This window comes from Ruegeria sp. CG11 (assembly GCF_056537245.1).
Map to the genome: position 1 here is coordinate 509246 of NZ_JBQFRE010000001.1, position 14497 is coordinate 523742.

Here is a 14497-nt window from a genome sequence, read left to right on the forward strand (position 1 = left end):
CCCCTTTGACTTGCCCCACCACGAGGTTGCGTTTCATTGCACGTGTCTCCGTCTAGTTCAGTTCATTTGACGCATTCGGGGCCGGACCGTTAGGCTGGGCCATGCGCTTTGTCCTCTTGTGCCTGAGCCTGACGCTCTCTGCCAGTCCCTCTTGGTCGCAGGAGGCATTGGGTTTGGCCGCCCCGGCCGATGTGAAAGACTCTGGTCTGTTGCAACATATCCTTCCACGCTTCTCTCTCAAGACCGGGATACGCGTTATTGCGGATGATGGGGGTGTTTTAGTGCTGGAAACCGAGCCGCCGGGCGATCCGGTCTTTACCCGCGACGGAGTGATCTATCACCTGCGGATCGAAGGCGACGCCAGACACGAACGGTTCCGCGACTGGCTGTTGTCCGATATCGGCAAGAACACGGTCGAAAGCTTTACCCCTGAACACGGCGCGCCCTTCTCTGCCCGTTTCGAGGTCACAGCGGCGCAAACCGACACGATGATCGACGGTGACACCGCCCGAGGCGAGGAACTGTCGATGACCCATTGCGGACGCTGCCACGTGATCGGACCAAAGAACCGCATGAACGGATTGGGCTCGACCCCCTCTTTTGCCGTGCTGCGCGCAATGCCAGACTGGTCGGAACGGTTCGAGGCGTTCTTTGCGCTGAACCCCCACCCCGCCTTCACCCAAATCGACGGGCTGACCCCGCCTTTTGATCCCGCGCGCCCCTCGCCCATTCATCCGGTCGAAATGACATTGGAAGACCTGGACGCCATCCTTGCATTCGTCTCGGTCATCAAGGCGGCTGATCTGGGTGCGCCACTACAGCTTCAGTGATCCTTGCGTTTTGAGAAATAGTCCTCGGTCGTAACCACCTTGGGCTTGGGATTGGACTGGAACGGGTTGTCCTGCTGCTGGAACTGCGCGTTCACACGGCAATTGTCGCACATCTGGATCATCCGCGCCTTGTCCGAGGTGGCAAACATCGGATGCGTTCCTGCGAGTTTCTCCATGATCCGCTCGATAGTGGATTTCACGCCAAACAGGGCGCCGCATTCGACACAGGCAAAGGGTTCCTCTTCATTCAGCACCTGCTGAGACAGGGCCGCATCGCTGAGGTCAAGCTGCGGGACCAGCGTAATCGCGTCCTCGGGGCAGATACCCTTGCACAGTCCGCATTGCAGACAGGCGTCCTGCTGGAAGTTCAGTTGCGGCATGTCCGGGTTATCAACCAAAGCCCCCGACGGGCAGAGAGAGACGCAGCTGAGGCACAGCGTACAGGCATCCGTATTCACCGCCACCGCCCCGTAAGGCGCGTTTTCGGGCAAGGGCAAAGGAGCCTCCGCCTGCGGGTTCAGCGCCTGCGCCGATAGTCGCGCAATTTGTCTGCGGTTGCCCAAGGGCAGCACCGGATCGGCCAGCGGTGGCGGGACGTCCTGCGCGTATAGCAGATCCGCCATCGCGTCCGGGTCGGCTTCATCCATCAGCCCCACCTTGCCCGGCCCGGCAATCGCCTGCGCCAGTTCAAGTTCCCGGACTAGCGCGTCGCGTTCGGTGGTCGGAGCCAGCAGCACATCGACCCGCGCAAAGCCGTGCGCCAGTGCGGCCAACATCTCGGCATGGCCAAAGCCCGAGATCACGTTCAACTCCAGCGGAACGACATCCGCAGGCAGGCCGCGCCCGAACCGGGCGGCCAGCCGGATCATCTCGGCCTCGTGGGCGTCATGCACCAGCAACCGGGGTGTGGTGCCTCCGGCACGCCGATAGGTGCGCGCCAGTATATGCATTCGAGATAGCAGGGCCGAGACCGGTGGGTCTTCGTAAGTGATCGCGGTCGACGGGCACACTGCCGCGCATTCGCCGCACCCGGCGCAGATCATTGGGTCGATGGTCACATGCTCGCCAGCCGGAGTGATCGCACCCGTCGGGCAGATATCCAGACAGTTGGTGCAGGCCATCTGTTCTGCGCGGGAATGAGCGCAGAGCGTCTCTTCCATCCGCACATAGAGCGGTTTTTCGAAGGTCCCGACCAGTTGCACCGCCTCGAAGGCCAGTCGTTCGACTGCGACTGCATCCATGGGATCGGCGCGCAAATACCCCTCACGCTTGGCGGGGGCTTGCACAAACGGTGTTCCCCCAGTCAGGTCAATCACGATATCACAAGCTGATTTCGCACCGTCGCGAGGGGCAGACCAGACAAACGCACCGCGCCCGCCAGGTTCGATCTGTTGCAGGGCGTCCAGCCGCAGCGAGAACCCGCCCAGCGCACCGGTCAGCGACCGTACCCGCCCGCGTACCACGTCAAAGACCCGCGAGATCGGCTGGGCGTCATCTGTGACCAGCACCGTAACCGCCAGCGTCGTTGCCAGACGTTCGGCCAGATCAAAACACAGCTCCCCCGGTCCGATGATGAAACAGGTGCCCTCGCTGAAGACGTCCACGCTGGGTGTGATCGGTTGCGGCAGCATCGCCTCGGCGGCCAGCGCGGCCATCTTGGGCGTTGCATCCGCGCCCTGGTCGGACCAACCGGCCCGGTCGCGCAGATCCACAAACCCCGGCGCTTCGATATTCAGCTCTTCGGCAAGCGCGCGGAACACCTCCTGCTCCTGCCCGCAGGCAATCACGGTGTCCCCGTCCTGCATTAGCGAGGCCGCAGTTTCCAGCTCTGAAGTACACAGGGCCGTATGAACCCGGGAACACACAGTACCGCAGGACGACGCCATTTTCTCGGCGTCCAGATCCTGCGTCCCCGCGCAGTCACATAGCAGAATTTTTGTGCCCATGGCCTCCCCTCCCGGACGTCCTTCCCTTCCTGGTTCAGATTAGGGTGTCTGCAAAAAGTGGCAATCCCCGCAGGTCAAACTACCTGCGTACGGGGTCCATGAAATGGCGCAGACTCATAAACAATCGGTGATTGCGTCCATTCGGAGCAGTTCAGGCTTGGCACAAAGCCAGATTGTGTACCATAGTGGACGCAATGGAAGGCAGGGGAGAGCCTTCCGGGGAGGACTAAGTGGCGAAGGCCGCAAGCCAGATTGAAATGCCAATCGGCGTCGTCGTGCGCAAAACACCCGGTGTAACCCGCTGGGCGAAATGGAACTGGCGCGCAGTTGCCGTTTTGCCCGGTGCTGGACCTGCCGACTGGCAGGAACTGCGCCGCGAGGGTGAAGCCGTGGAGTATCACGCGGCGACCCTCCCGCTTACGTTATGGGCCGATGAGACCGAGGCCTACATGGTCAACCTCTCAGACGGCCAGCCCTCGATTTACCTTGTTCTGCGTGATGCTCTGGATGGAGAACGGCCTATGGATGCGGTGCTGGTCACGGCGTCCCCGTTCGAGGGGCAGGATTACGCGGATACCGGGGAAGAGATTGTCGAAAAAATCCCGATGACCGAAGGGCTGATCGCCTGGGTCCGGGATTTCGCACTGGAACATCACTGCGATGAGGTTTTCGTCAAACGCCGCCGCGACAAGAAGCGGACGGATCTGGTCGAGGACGGCAAGGGCGATGCCCGTATCCGTCAGGCCTCGGACGTCTACCGCGCCCCGCGGAGGATCGTGCAATGACGCAAGCCCGCGATTTCTGGTCCCGCCGCAAGGCCGCTGTTCAGGCCGAGGCTGAGGCTGAAGTTATCGCGGCTGAAGAACAGGCCCTCGCTGTGCAGCAGGCCGAGTTGGACGAAAAGCCGGATGCCGAGATACTGGCCGAGTTCAACCTGCCCGACCCCGATCAGTTGCAGGCCGGAGATGACGTCTCGGGCTTCATGGCCAAGGCGGTGCCCGACCGTCTGCGCCGACGCGCGCTGCGGAGGTTGTGGCGGCTGAACCCCGTGTTGGCCAATGTGGACGGGCTGGTTGATTATGGCGAGGACTATACCGACGCTGCCTGCGTGATCGAAAACATCCCCACCGCCTATCAGGTCGGCAAGGGTATGTTGGCCCATATCGAAGCCTTGGCAGCAGAGACCGAAGAGAGTGAGCCTGATCCCGTCACCGAAGAACCGGAGCCAGAAGTGATTGATGAACCGACGCCCGAACCGGTTGTGACAGCCGAGGCAGAAGACCCCGAAGAGGTCGACCTGCCCCCCACCCCACGCCGCATGAAATTCGAGTTTGAAGGATAACCCCATGGCCGCAAACAACGCGCAAAATCTAGATGTTTCGGCCGAGGATCGTCTGCGCGCGGATTTCTACAACTTCCTCGGACTGATGCTGGCAGCACCGCCGGATCAGTTGCTGCTGGATCAGGTGGCCGGTCTGACCGGGGATGAGACCGACTTGGGTCAGGCCATTCAGGCCATGGCGCGGGTGGCAAAGGTGACCAAACCCGAGGCGGCGGAACGTGAGTTCAACGCTTTGTTCATCGGGTTGGGACGCGGTGAGTTGCTGCCCTATGCCAGTTTCTACCTGACCGGCTTCCTGAACGAGAAACCTCTGGCCCAGCTGCGCAACGACATGGCTGCACGCGGCATCACGCGGGCGCAGAACGTGTTCGAACCCGAAGACAACATCGCCTCGCTGATGGAGATGATGGCGGGCATGATTGTAGGCCGCTTTGGCGCGCCCGCTTCGCTCGAGGATCAGAAAGCGTTCTGGAACAAGCATATCGGCCCCTGGGCCACGCATTTCTATTCGGATTTGGAAGCTGCTGAAAACTCGGTTCTCTATGCATCCGTCGGCACCGCCGGTCGGGTATTCATGGAGATAGAGCGGGAGGCGTTCCGAATGACGGCGGTATAACCCGCCACTCGCCAGCGCTCGAATTGGCGCTAAATCGCAAATGGGAAAGGAGGAGCCCATGAGCAAGACCAAGGAAGAAGGCGCCACGCGCCGCGACTTCCTCAAACTGGCCGGAACCGCAGCGCCTGCTGCCGTTGCCGCCGCCACCCTGACCGGGAAAGCCGAGGCAGACGAGTTGCCAACGGACGAAACCCGGATGCAGGACACCGCGCATACCCGCGCGTACCTGGATAGCGCGCGCTTCTAAGCCGCCTCGACCACGCCCGGCACACCGCCCGGACGTTGTCACCACCCGACTGACGGTTGCGATTGGCCCTGACGTCGGCAGCAGAAGTACCAAGCCAGCCATGGCTTACATGGCGAGCAAGGGAGGAAACCAATGCTAAGGAAAAAGACCAACGGGGTTGCGAGACGCCCCCAGCGGACAAGTATCCTGTCCCAAATCGGCGAGAAAACCGTCGATCGCCGCGCATTCCTGCGTGGCTCGGGCCTGACGATCGGCGGCCTCGCCGCGATCAGCGCCACGGGTGGAACCGTGACGCCAGCCAGCGCCCAAACAGCGGCCAACACCGCCGTTGAGAATATCAAATCCGTATGCACCCACTGTTCGGTCGGCTGTACCGTTGTCGCCGAAGTGCAGAACGGCGTCTGGATCGGGCAGGAACCCGGTTGGGACAGCCCGTTCAACCTGGGTGCACACTGCGCCAAGGGGGCCTCGGTTCGCGAGCACGCCCACGGCGAACGTCGCCTGAAATACCCGATGAAAAAGGAAGGCGGCGAGTGGAAGCGCATCAGCTGGGAAGAGGCGATCAACGAGATCGGCGACGGCATGATGAGCATCCGCGAGGAATCCGGGCCGGATAGCGTTTACTGGCTGGGTTCGGCGAAGCATAACAACGAACAAGCCTATCTGTTCCGCAAGTTCGCCGCCTACTGGGGCACGAACAACGTGGACCATCAGGCCCGTATCTGCCACTCAACCACAGTTGCGGGTGTCGCGAATACATGGGGCTACGGCGCCATGACCAACTCGTACAATGACATCCATAACTCTCGGGCCATCTTCATCATCGGCGGCAACCCGGCCGAGGCACACCCTGTCTCGCTGCTGCACGTTCTGCGCGCAAAAGAGCAGAACAACGCGCCGCTGATCGTCTGCGACCCGCGTTTTACGCGCACTGCAGCCCATGCGGATGAATATGTCCGATTTCGCCCCGGCACAGACGTTGCTTTGATCTGGGGAATCCTGTGGCACATCTTCGACAACGGCTGGGAGGATAAAGAGTTCATCCGCACCCGTGTCTGGGGCATGGACCAGATCCGGGATGAAGTCCGCAAATGGAACCCGGATGAGGTCGAACGCGTCACCGGAACACCCGGCTCGCAACTGCGCCGCGTGGCCCGCACCATGGCCAACAACCGTCCCGGCACCGTGATCTGGTGTATGGGCGGCACACAGCACACCAATGGCAACAACAACACCCGCGCCTACTGTGTGCTCCAACTTGCCTTGGGCAACATGGGCACCTCGGGGGGTGGCACCAACATCTTCCGCGGCCATGACAACGTGCAGGGCGCGACGGACCTTGGTGTTCTGTCCCACACCCTGCCCGGCTACTACGGCCTGTCCAAAGGGGCATGGGGCCACTGGGGCCGTGTCTGGGGCGAAGATTCCGAATGGCTCGCAGGCCAGTTCGCCACGATCAAGGACAAGGACGGCAAGGACAAGTCGCTGCAGAACGAGCGCGGCATCCCGGTGTCTCGTTGGATCGACGGTGTTTTGGAAGACCCGGCCAACATGGATCAGGACAACAACGTCCGCGCCATGGTTCTGTGGGGTCACGCTCCGAACTCGCAAACGCGGGGTCCGGAGATGAAGACGGCGATGGAGAAGCTGGACATGCTGGTCGTGATCGACCCGTATCCCACCGTCTCGGCCGTTCTGCATGACCGCACCGATGGCGTCTACCTGTTGCCCGCGTGTACGCAGTTCGAAACCCGTGGCTCGGTCACGGCGTCGAACCGTTCGTTGCAGTGGCGCGACAAGGTGGTCGAACCGCTGTTCGAAAGCCTGCCGGACGAGGTCATCATGGCCAAATTCGCCAACAAGTTCGGCTGGGCGGATCGGCTGTTCCGCAATATCGAGATGGACGACCCGGAAACCCCCAATGTTGAAAGCATCACGCGCGAGTTCAACAGGGGCCTTTGGACCATCGGCTATACCGGTCAGTCGCCAGAACGTCTGAAAAGCCACATGGCCAACCAGCACACATTCGATAGAACCACGCTGCAAGCCATTGGTGGACCAAACGACGGTGAGTACTACGGCCTGCCCTGGCCCTGCTGGGGAACGCCGGAAATGGGTCATACAGGGACACCAAACCTCTATGACATGTCCAAACCGGTGGCCGAAGGCGGCCTGACCTTCCGCGCTCGCTTTGGTGTGGAACGTGACGGCGACAACCTGCTGGCCGAAGGGGTCTATAGTGCAGGGTCGGAAATTCAGGATGGTTATCCCGAATTCACGATGCAGATGCTGATGGACCTTGGTTGGGACGGCGACCTGACGGCAGAGGAACGTGCGGCCATCGACGCCGTTGCGGGACCAGAGACCAACTGGAAAACCGACCTGTCGGGCGGCATCCAGCGGGTTGCGATCGAGCATGGCTGCGCGCCCTTCGGGAACGCAAAGGCCCGCGCGGTCGTCTGGACCTTCCCGGATCCGATCCCACTGCATCGCGAACCGCTCTATACCAACCGGCGCGATCTGGTGGAGGACTATCCGACCTACGAGGACCGTCAGGCCTATCGTCTGCCCACCCTTTATGCTTCGATTCAAAAGAACGACTTTTCAAAGGATTACCCGATAATCCTGACGTCCGGTCGTCTGGTCGAATATGAAGGTGGAGGCGAAGAAACTCGGTCGAACCCGTGGCTGGCCGAGCTGCAGCAAGACATGTTCGTCGAGATCAATCCGCGCGATGCCAACAACCTTGGTATCCGCGACGGATCACAGGTCTGGGTCGAAGGTCCTGAAGGCGGCAAGGTCAAGGTGATGGCGATGCTGACCAACAGGGTCGGTGCCGGCGTGGCCTTCATGCCGTTCCACTTTGGCGGCCATTTCCAAGGTGAAGACCTGCGGCACAAATACCCCGCAGGAGCCGATCCTTATGTCTTGGGTGAAAGTTCCAACACCGCCCAGACCTATGGCTACGATTCAGTAACCCAGATGCAGGAGACCAAAGCGACTCTCTGCAAAATCTCGGCAGCGTAAGGAGGACGATAATGGCTAGAGCAAAGTTTCTCTGCGACGCTGAACGCTGCATCGAGTGCAACGCCTGCGTCACCGCGTGCAAGAACGAGCACGAGGTTCCATGGGGCATCAACCGCCGCAGGGTGGTGACGATCAATGACGGCAACCCGGGCGAACGCTCGATCTCGGTGGCCTGTATGCATTGTTCGGATGCGCCTTGCATGGCGGTGTGCCCGGTCGACTGCTTCTATCAGAACGAAGAAGGGGTCGTCCTGCACTCCAAGGACCTGTGCATTGGCTGCGGCTATTGCTTCTACGCGTGCCCATTCGGCGCGCCGCAATACCCGCAGGCGGGTAACTTCGGATCGCGCGGCAAGATGGACAAATGTACCTTCTGCGCTGGCGGCCCTGAGGAAACGCACTCGACCGCAGAGTTTGCCAAATATGGTCGCAACCGGATCGCCGAGGGCAAACTGCCCCTCTGCGCCGAGATGTGTTCCACCAAAGCCCTGCTTGCCGGTGACGGCGACGTGGTCTCGGCCATCTACCGCGAGCGTGTCGTCGCGCGCGGGTTTGGCTCGGGCGCGTGGGGCTGGGGCACGGCTTACGACCAGAAAGACGGCTGATCCGTCTGTATAAAAAACAGGTGACCCGCCCATGCGGGTCGCCTGCTTTGGAATTTTGACCGAGGTTCAGATGTTCCGCTTATTCATCGCATTCCTGTTCACCCTGGGGTTAACCGGCGCCGCCCTGGCGCAGTCTACCGAAGCAGAAGCCACAACCGAAGAACGAGCCCAAACCGGGGGCGCGACCACGCTTGAGGACATCCTCGCGCGGCAACGCGGTGAGAAAGTGGACAACAGCTATCGCTCGGAAAACACCGGTCAGGGGAATGCCGAGGGCCTGCTGGGGCAACTGGGCACACGCGGCGTTGCCTCCGATAGCGATGTTTACCGCGCCATACGATATGGCTCGGCGGATACCACCGTTTCCTCCAAAGGACCCGCAGCGGGTGTTCTGATTCAGGATGGTGGCATGTGGTGGCTGAACTTCCGCACCGGGCCACTACGCGAATACGGCACATACATTTTGGGCGGGATGGTCGCCATCATCATTCTGTTCTTCCTGATCCGCGGGAAAATCCGCATCGACGGAGAGAAAACCGGTCGCACCGTCACCCGTTTCAATGGCTTTGAACGGTTCGGTCACTGGCTGTTCGCCGGGTCTTTTCTGGTGCTCGGGGTGACCGGGTTGCTTACTCTCTATGGCCGTGACTTCCTGATCCCGATCTTCGGCAAGGAAGGATTTGCGACCATCGCCCAAGGCTGCAAATGGCTGCACAACAATCTGGCCTGGTCCTTCATGCTGGGGCTGGTCATCGTCACCGTGAACTGGATCGCACACAACATCCCCAACCGCATCGACCTGAAGTGGTTGGCCGCAGGAGGTGGACTGTTCACCAAAGGCAGCCACCCGCCCGCCAAAAAATTCAACGCGGGCCAAAAAGTGATCTTCTGGGCCTGCATCCTGCTGGGCGTCTCGATCAGCTTGTCGGGGCTGTCCTTGCTGTTCCCGTTTGAACTGCCGATGTTTGCCAAAACCTTCGAGATCGCCAATTCCACCGGCATACCACAGATGTTCGGCCTGAACCTGCCAACGCAGATGTCGCCACAGGAAGAGATGCAATACGCGCAGGTCTGGCACGTGATGGTCGCCTATGTGTTCATCGCTATCATCATCGCCCATATCTATCTCGGCTCGGTCGGCATGGAAGGCGCGTTTGATGCGATGGGCACGGGCGAGGTTGAAGAGCAATGGGCGCGCGAGCACCATTCGCTATGGCTGGAAGAGGTGCAGGACAAAGAGGCCGACAAGGCTGCGGCCTCTCCCGCTGAATAGATGCGCTGGCTGGCTCTGGCACTGGCGCTGGTTCCCCTGCCCGCTTTGGCCGAGTTCTTTACACTCAAAGGTCACGGTGGGCCAATCATGGGGATCGCCGCTGCGCCCGACGGCCGGATCGCCACGGCGAGTTTCGACAACTCCGTCGGCCTGTGGTCTGACCGCAAGCCAGAATGGTTGGAGGGGCACGAGGCTGCGGTCAACTCTGTTGCCTTCAACGGTCGGGCGATCTATTCGGCCGGAGATGATTTCACCCTGCGCCGGTGGCCGGGCGGGGCCATTGTCGGCCAGCACAAGGGTAAGATCGTGGGGCTTGCGGCCTCGAAAACCCATGTGGCCACCGCCAGTTGGGACGGCACCATAGGGCTGTGGCCCGAGGATGGCTCGGCCCCGCAAGTGCTTGAGGCGGGCAGCGGCGTGAACGCCGTGACGTTTTCCCCGGATGGTTCGACGCTGTATTCGGCGGGCATGGATGGAACCCTGAGGGTGTGGGATGTGGCCAGCGGCCAGGAAACCCAGCGGCTGATCGAACACGGATTTGGGATCAATGAACTGGTTCTGAACGCCAGCGACAATTGGATCGCCTATGGCGCGGTGGACGGCGTCACCCGCATTCTGGACCTGACCACCGGGGAGGTGCGTGACTTTACCCTCGACCGCCGCCCTATTCTGGCATTGGCGCTCAGCCCGGGTCGCAGCCTGTTGGCTGTAGGTGATGGTCAGGGATACATCATGGTGATCGACACCGCCGAATGGCGTATCGCGCAGGATTTCCGCGCCACCCTGCGCGGACCGGTCTGGGCGCTGGCCTTTTCTGCCGACGGCCAGAATCTGCACGCAGGCGGTCTTGACGAGGCGATGTACAGTTGGCCCGTCACCGCGCTTGGCGATCAGGCGCAGATGACCGCCGCCGAGCCCAGTTTTCTGAAGAACCCCGACGAGATGAGCAACGGGGAACGCCAGTTCGCCCGCAAATGCTCGATCTGTCACAGCCTGAATCCTGATGGGCAAAGGCGCGCAGGTCCGACCCTGTATGGTATCTTTGGGCGCAAGGCTGGTACGCTGCCGGGATATTTCTACTCGGACACGCTGCAAGACTCTGATATCATTTGGAATGACGGAACGATAAACGCCCTTTTCGATCAGGGGCCAGATCACTACATACCGGGGTCAAAGATGCCGATGCAGCGGATTACACAGGCCAGCGACCGCGACGATCTGATCGCCTTTCTGCGCCGTGCGACGGCACCAGAAAACGAAACCGGAGGAGACCAATGAAAGCCTTTCTTGCCGCTGTGGCCGCAATGGTCGTAATCACCGTTGCCGCGCCTTTCACTTTGCAACAGATCGGATTTAGCGCCGCGGATGCGGGCTCTGGTGCGGCGGTGCGGCTCGACTGAATGTCCGAATATCTGACAACCAAAGAACTGGCCGACCTGCTGCGCATTGGCGAGCGTAAAGCCTATGATCTGGCTTCTTCCGGCGAGGTCCCCTGCGTCCGCGCCATGGGCAAACTGCTGTTTCCCCGCGCCGAGGTCATTGCCTGGCTGAATGCCTCACGTTCGGGGCCGCAGGTGGCCGAACCGCCCTTGCCCCCGATTGTTGCCGGCAGCCACGACCCGCTGCTGGACTGGGCCTTGCGCGAAAGTGGTTCGGGTCTGGCCACCTATTACGATGGCTCGTTCGACGGCTTGACCCGCCTGAAGGACCGCACAGCGCAGGCCGCCGCATTGCATATCCACGAAGACGATGGGTTCAACACGCAGGCCCTGCGCGACAATCTGGGTGAGGCCCCGGTTGTCCTGTATGAAATCGTGCAACGGCAGCGCGGGTTGCTGCTGGCGCCCGGTGTCACGGACATCGCGGGCTTTTCCGATCTTAAAGGGCGCCGGGTGATCCTGCGGCAGGACAGCGCCGCCAGCCAACGGCTGTTCGACGCACAGCTCAAGGCCCATGGCCTGGCGCGCGAGGATCTGGACGCCCTGCCAACCTGCGCCCGCACCGAAGAGGAACTGGCCATCGCCCTGCATGACAGCAAGGCCGAGGCCGGGTTCGGACTGGGTGCTTTGGCAGGCCTTTATGATCTGGGCTTTACCCCGACCCATTCCGAACGTCTGGACCTTGCGATCTGGCGCCGGGCCTATTTCGATGACCCGATGCTCAAACTGCTTGGCTTCGTTCAATCGGACCGCTTTGCCACCCGCGCCGCCGAATTTGGTGGATATGATCTGTCCGGTCTGGGCACGATCCACCACAACGGCGCAAGCGGTTAGCCTCGGTTACTTGGCGTTGGGGAAAAACAGCTGCTGGCCTTCCAACTTATAGGACTCGATCGCCGCCTGCCCGTCCGGACCAGTCAGCCAGTCGATGAACCTCTGCCCTGCCGCAGCCCGCACACGTGGGTGCTTTTCGGGGTTCACAAGGATGACACCGTATTGGTTGAACAGACGCGGGTCGCCTTCGACCAGAACTTCGAGTTTGCCTTTGTTCCCAAAGGACTGCCACGTAGCGCGATCCGTCAGCACGTAGGCGTCCATTCCGCTGGCCACATTGAGTGTCGCCCCCATGCCCGAGCCTGTCTCTCGGTACCATTCGCCCGACGCCTCGGTCGGATCGGAACCGGCAGCACCCCACAGGCGCATCTCGGCCTTGTGGGTGCCGCTGTCATCCCCGCGAGAGGCAAAGGGCGCTTCGGCCTCGGCAACAGCACTCAGGGCCGTCACGATATCCGCGCCGCCCTTAATCTTGGCCGGGTCCGATTTCGGCCCGACCAGGACGAAGTCATTGTACATGACGTCAAACCGTTCAACGCCCCAACCATCCGCGACGAACTTCTCTTCTGCGTCTTTGGCGTGCACCAACAATACGTCACCATCCCCGTTGATCGCGTTGCGGATCGCCTGCCCGGTGCCAACCGCGACGACACGAACGTCAATGCCCGTCTCTGCCTCAAACCCCGGCAGGATGTAATCCAACAGGCCCGAGTTTTGGGTTGATGTGGTCGATTGCACGACGATGAACGGCTCTTCGGCGCTGACCGACGTTGCCGTCAGGCCAAGAGTTACCAATGCTGCCCGAACAATATTCCGGATCATTTCGATCTCCGTATTATTTTGATTAAGTCACCAGCCCACCGGCCAAATACCGACGCGACGCGTCACTTTCGGGGGCATCCAGTATCTGTTTGGCGGCCCCATGTTCAACCACATGGCCACCCTGCATCATCACGATATCGGCGGCCAACCGCCGAGCCTGCCCGATGTCATGCGTGACCATGACAATACGCACACCGCGGGTCGAGGCGCGCAGGATCATCCGTTCGATCATCTGCGTCGCACTTGGGTCAAGCGCACTGGTTGGTTCGTCCAGAAACAGCGTTTCGGGGTCCAAGGCGAGAGCGCGCAGGATCGCCAACCGTTGCGCCTCACCCCCGGACAGGGACCGCGCGGATTGCCGGGCCTTGCCGTCCAACCCGCCTTCGGCCAGCAATTCCTCGATACGGGCTTTGCGGGTGCTGCGGGGCAGACCCTGCCGCTTCAGCACAAAGTCCAGATTGGCCGCTACCGACCGGCGCAGCAACACAGGCTGCTGAAACACCATCGCTTGACGCGCTTTGTGTTCGGCATTCAGGACCACTCCGTCCTGCCGGACCTGCCCGCGATCGGGCATGATCAGCCCATGCAGGCAGCGCAACAGCAGACTTTTGCCCGACCCGTTCGGCCCAAGGATCAGCGTCGGCCCCGGCCCATCTAGCGACAGGTGCTGTACATCCAGCAATGCCTTGCCTTTGCGGGTGATCCGCACCCCGTCGACCGATAGACAGCTAGCCATTTCATGGACCAGATCACGCATGGCGCAACCCCTCCTGCTCGGCCCGCAGGCTGAGCGTGCTGACCATGGCATTCACGGCTATGGCAATCCCGATCAGGATAGCCCCCAGCGCCAAGGCTAGCGCTAGATTGCCTTTGGACGTCTCAAGCGCGATGGTCGTCGTCATCACTCTGGTCACATGGTTGATATTGCCGCCCACAATGATCACCGCCCCGACTTCGGCAATGGCGCGGCCAAACCCAGCCAGCAATGCGGTCACCAGCGCCAGCCGCGCATCCCACAGCAGCACCGGTACCGAGGCCAGTCGCGACACGCCCAACGAGCGCAACTGTTCCGAATATTCCTCGGCTAGCATCTCGACCACTTGCCGGGTCAGCGCAGCGATAATGGGTGTGACCAGCACTACCTGCGCAATGATCATCGCGGTAGGCGTATAGAGCAGTTCAAGAACACCCAACGGCCCCGAGCGCGACAGCATCAGATAGACCAGCAAGCCCACAACAACCGGTGGGAACCCCATCAGGGCGTTCATCAGCACGATTACAGCCCGCCGCCCCGGAAACCGCGCAACCGCCAGCGCGGCCCCGACCGGCATCCCGATCAGAGCGGATATAAGCACTGCAAAGATCGAAACTTTCAGGGACAACAGCACAATCGCCCACAGCTCTGCATCCCCTTGGAGGATCAGAGACAAGGCTGAATTGAATTCTGATGCAAATCCCTGCATTTTTTTCCTGTTGATCGGCATTTCGTATGAAATGCGTCTGATTACAGGATAAT

Annotated in this window: 15 protein-coding genes; 11 read left to right on the top strand and 4 right to left on the bottom strand. The window is 61.1% G+C overall.

What is annotated here, in order from left to right; all coding sequences use genetic code 11:
• Window positions 1-101 precede the first annotated feature (101 nt).
• A complete protein-coding gene (locus tag ACR0KW_RS02510; protein WP_480803590.1) occupies window positions 102-830 on the top strand; it encodes a c-type cytochrome in 729 nt (242 codons plus the stop codon).
• Here ACR0KW_RS02510 and ACR0KW_RS02515 read toward each other — a convergent pair.
• Complete coding sequence (locus tag ACR0KW_RS02515; protein ID WP_480803591.1) at window positions 824-2776, bottom strand: 4Fe-4S binding protein; 1953 nt, start codon at window positions 2774-2776, stop codon at window positions 824-826. The genes ACR0KW_RS02510 and ACR0KW_RS02515 overlap by 7 nt on opposite strands.
• 230 nt (window positions 2777-3006) lie before the next feature.
• Between ACR0KW_RS02515 and ACR0KW_RS02520 the strand changes: the two genes are divergently transcribed.
• The 10 genes from ACR0KW_RS02520 (at window position 3007) to ACR0KW_RS02565 (ending at window position 12159) form a co-directional block, all read left to right on the top strand.
• Window positions 3007-3561 (top strand): DUF3305 domain-containing protein, encoded by a 555-nt coding sequence (locus ACR0KW_RS02520; protein WP_480803592.1) that lies wholly within the window; start codon window positions 3007-3009, stop codon window positions 3559-3561.
• Window positions 3558-4118, top strand: a complete 561-nt coding sequence (locus tag ACR0KW_RS02525) for a DUF3306 domain-containing protein (RefSeq protein ID WP_480803593.1) — start codon at window positions 3558-3560, stop codon at window positions 4116-4118. The genes ACR0KW_RS02520 and ACR0KW_RS02525 overlap by 4 nt, the downstream gene beginning before the upstream one ends.
• 4 nt (window positions 4119-4122) lie before the next feature.
• Window positions 4123-4734, top strand: a complete 612-nt coding sequence (locus ACR0KW_RS02530) for a TorD/DmsD family molecular chaperone (RefSeq protein WP_480803594.1) — start codon at window positions 4123-4125, stop codon at window positions 4732-4734.
• A gap of 58 nt (window positions 4735-4792) precedes the next feature.
• On the top strand, window positions 4793-4981 hold the full coding sequence (locus tag ACR0KW_RS02535) for a ubiquinol-cytochrome c reductase iron-sulfur subunit N-terminal domain-containing protein (RefSeq protein WP_480803595.1): 189 nt from the start codon (window positions 4793-4795) through the stop codon (window positions 4979-4981).
• Between the two features lie 132 nt (window positions 4982-5113).
• Complete coding sequence (locus ACR0KW_RS02540; RefSeq protein WP_480803596.1) at window positions 5114-8008, top strand: formate dehydrogenase subunit alpha; 2895 nt, start codon at window positions 5114-5116, stop codon at window positions 8006-8008.
• Between the two features lie 11 nt (window positions 8009-8019).
• Window positions 8020-8613, top strand: a complete 594-nt coding sequence (gene fdh3B, locus ACR0KW_RS02545) for a formate dehydrogenase FDH3 subunit beta (protein ID WP_170324620.1) — start codon at window positions 8020-8022, stop codon at window positions 8611-8613.
• Window positions 8614-8683: 70 nt separating this feature from the next.
• Window positions 8684-9886: a formate dehydrogenase subunit gamma gene (locus tag ACR0KW_RS02550; RefSeq protein ID WP_480803597.1), complete on the top strand. Its 1203-nt coding sequence runs from the start codon at window positions 8684-8686 to the stop codon at window positions 9884-9886.
• Window positions 9887-11164 (top strand): c-type cytochrome, encoded by a 1278-nt coding sequence (locus ACR0KW_RS02555; RefSeq protein ID WP_480803598.1) that lies wholly within the window; start codon window positions 9887-9889, stop codon window positions 11162-11164.
• Complete coding sequence (locus ACR0KW_RS02560) at window positions 11161-11286, top strand: hypothetical protein (RefSeq protein WP_302478164.1); 126 nt, start codon at window positions 11161-11163, stop codon at window positions 11284-11286. The genes ACR0KW_RS02555 and ACR0KW_RS02560 overlap by 4 nt, the downstream gene beginning before the upstream one ends.
• Window positions 11287-12159 carry a substrate-binding domain-containing protein gene (locus ACR0KW_RS02565; protein ID WP_480803599.1) on the top strand — a complete coding sequence of 291 codons (873 nt, stop codon included), beginning with the start codon at window positions 11287-11289 and terminating at the stop codon, window positions 12157-12159. It begins immediately after the preceding gene.
• 6 nt (window positions 12160-12165) lie between these two features.
• Here ACR0KW_RS02565 and ACR0KW_RS02570 read toward each other — a convergent pair whose 3' ends face one another.
• Genes ACR0KW_RS02570 through ACR0KW_RS02580 form a run of 3 tightly spaced genes read right to left on the bottom strand, consistent with a single transcriptional unit; the run spans window position 12166 to window position 14444 of the window.
• Window positions 12166-12981: an ABC transporter substrate-binding protein gene (locus ACR0KW_RS02570; protein WP_480803600.1), complete on the bottom strand. Its 816-nt coding sequence runs from the start codon at window positions 12979-12981 to the stop codon at window positions 12166-12168.
• Window positions 12982-13003: 22 nt separating this feature from the next.
• Window positions 13004-13738: an ATP-binding cassette domain-containing protein gene (locus tag ACR0KW_RS02575; RefSeq protein WP_480803601.1), complete on the bottom strand. Its 735-nt coding sequence runs from the start codon at window positions 13736-13738 to the stop codon at window positions 13004-13006.
• Window positions 13731-14444 (bottom strand): ABC transporter permease, encoded by a 714-nt coding sequence (locus tag ACR0KW_RS02580; RefSeq protein ID WP_480803602.1) that lies wholly within the window; start codon window positions 14442-14444, stop codon window positions 13731-13733. Before ACR0KW_RS02580 ends, ACR0KW_RS02575 begins: the two co-directional genes overlap by 8 nt.
• Between the last annotated feature and the right edge of the window lie 53 nt (window positions 14445-14497).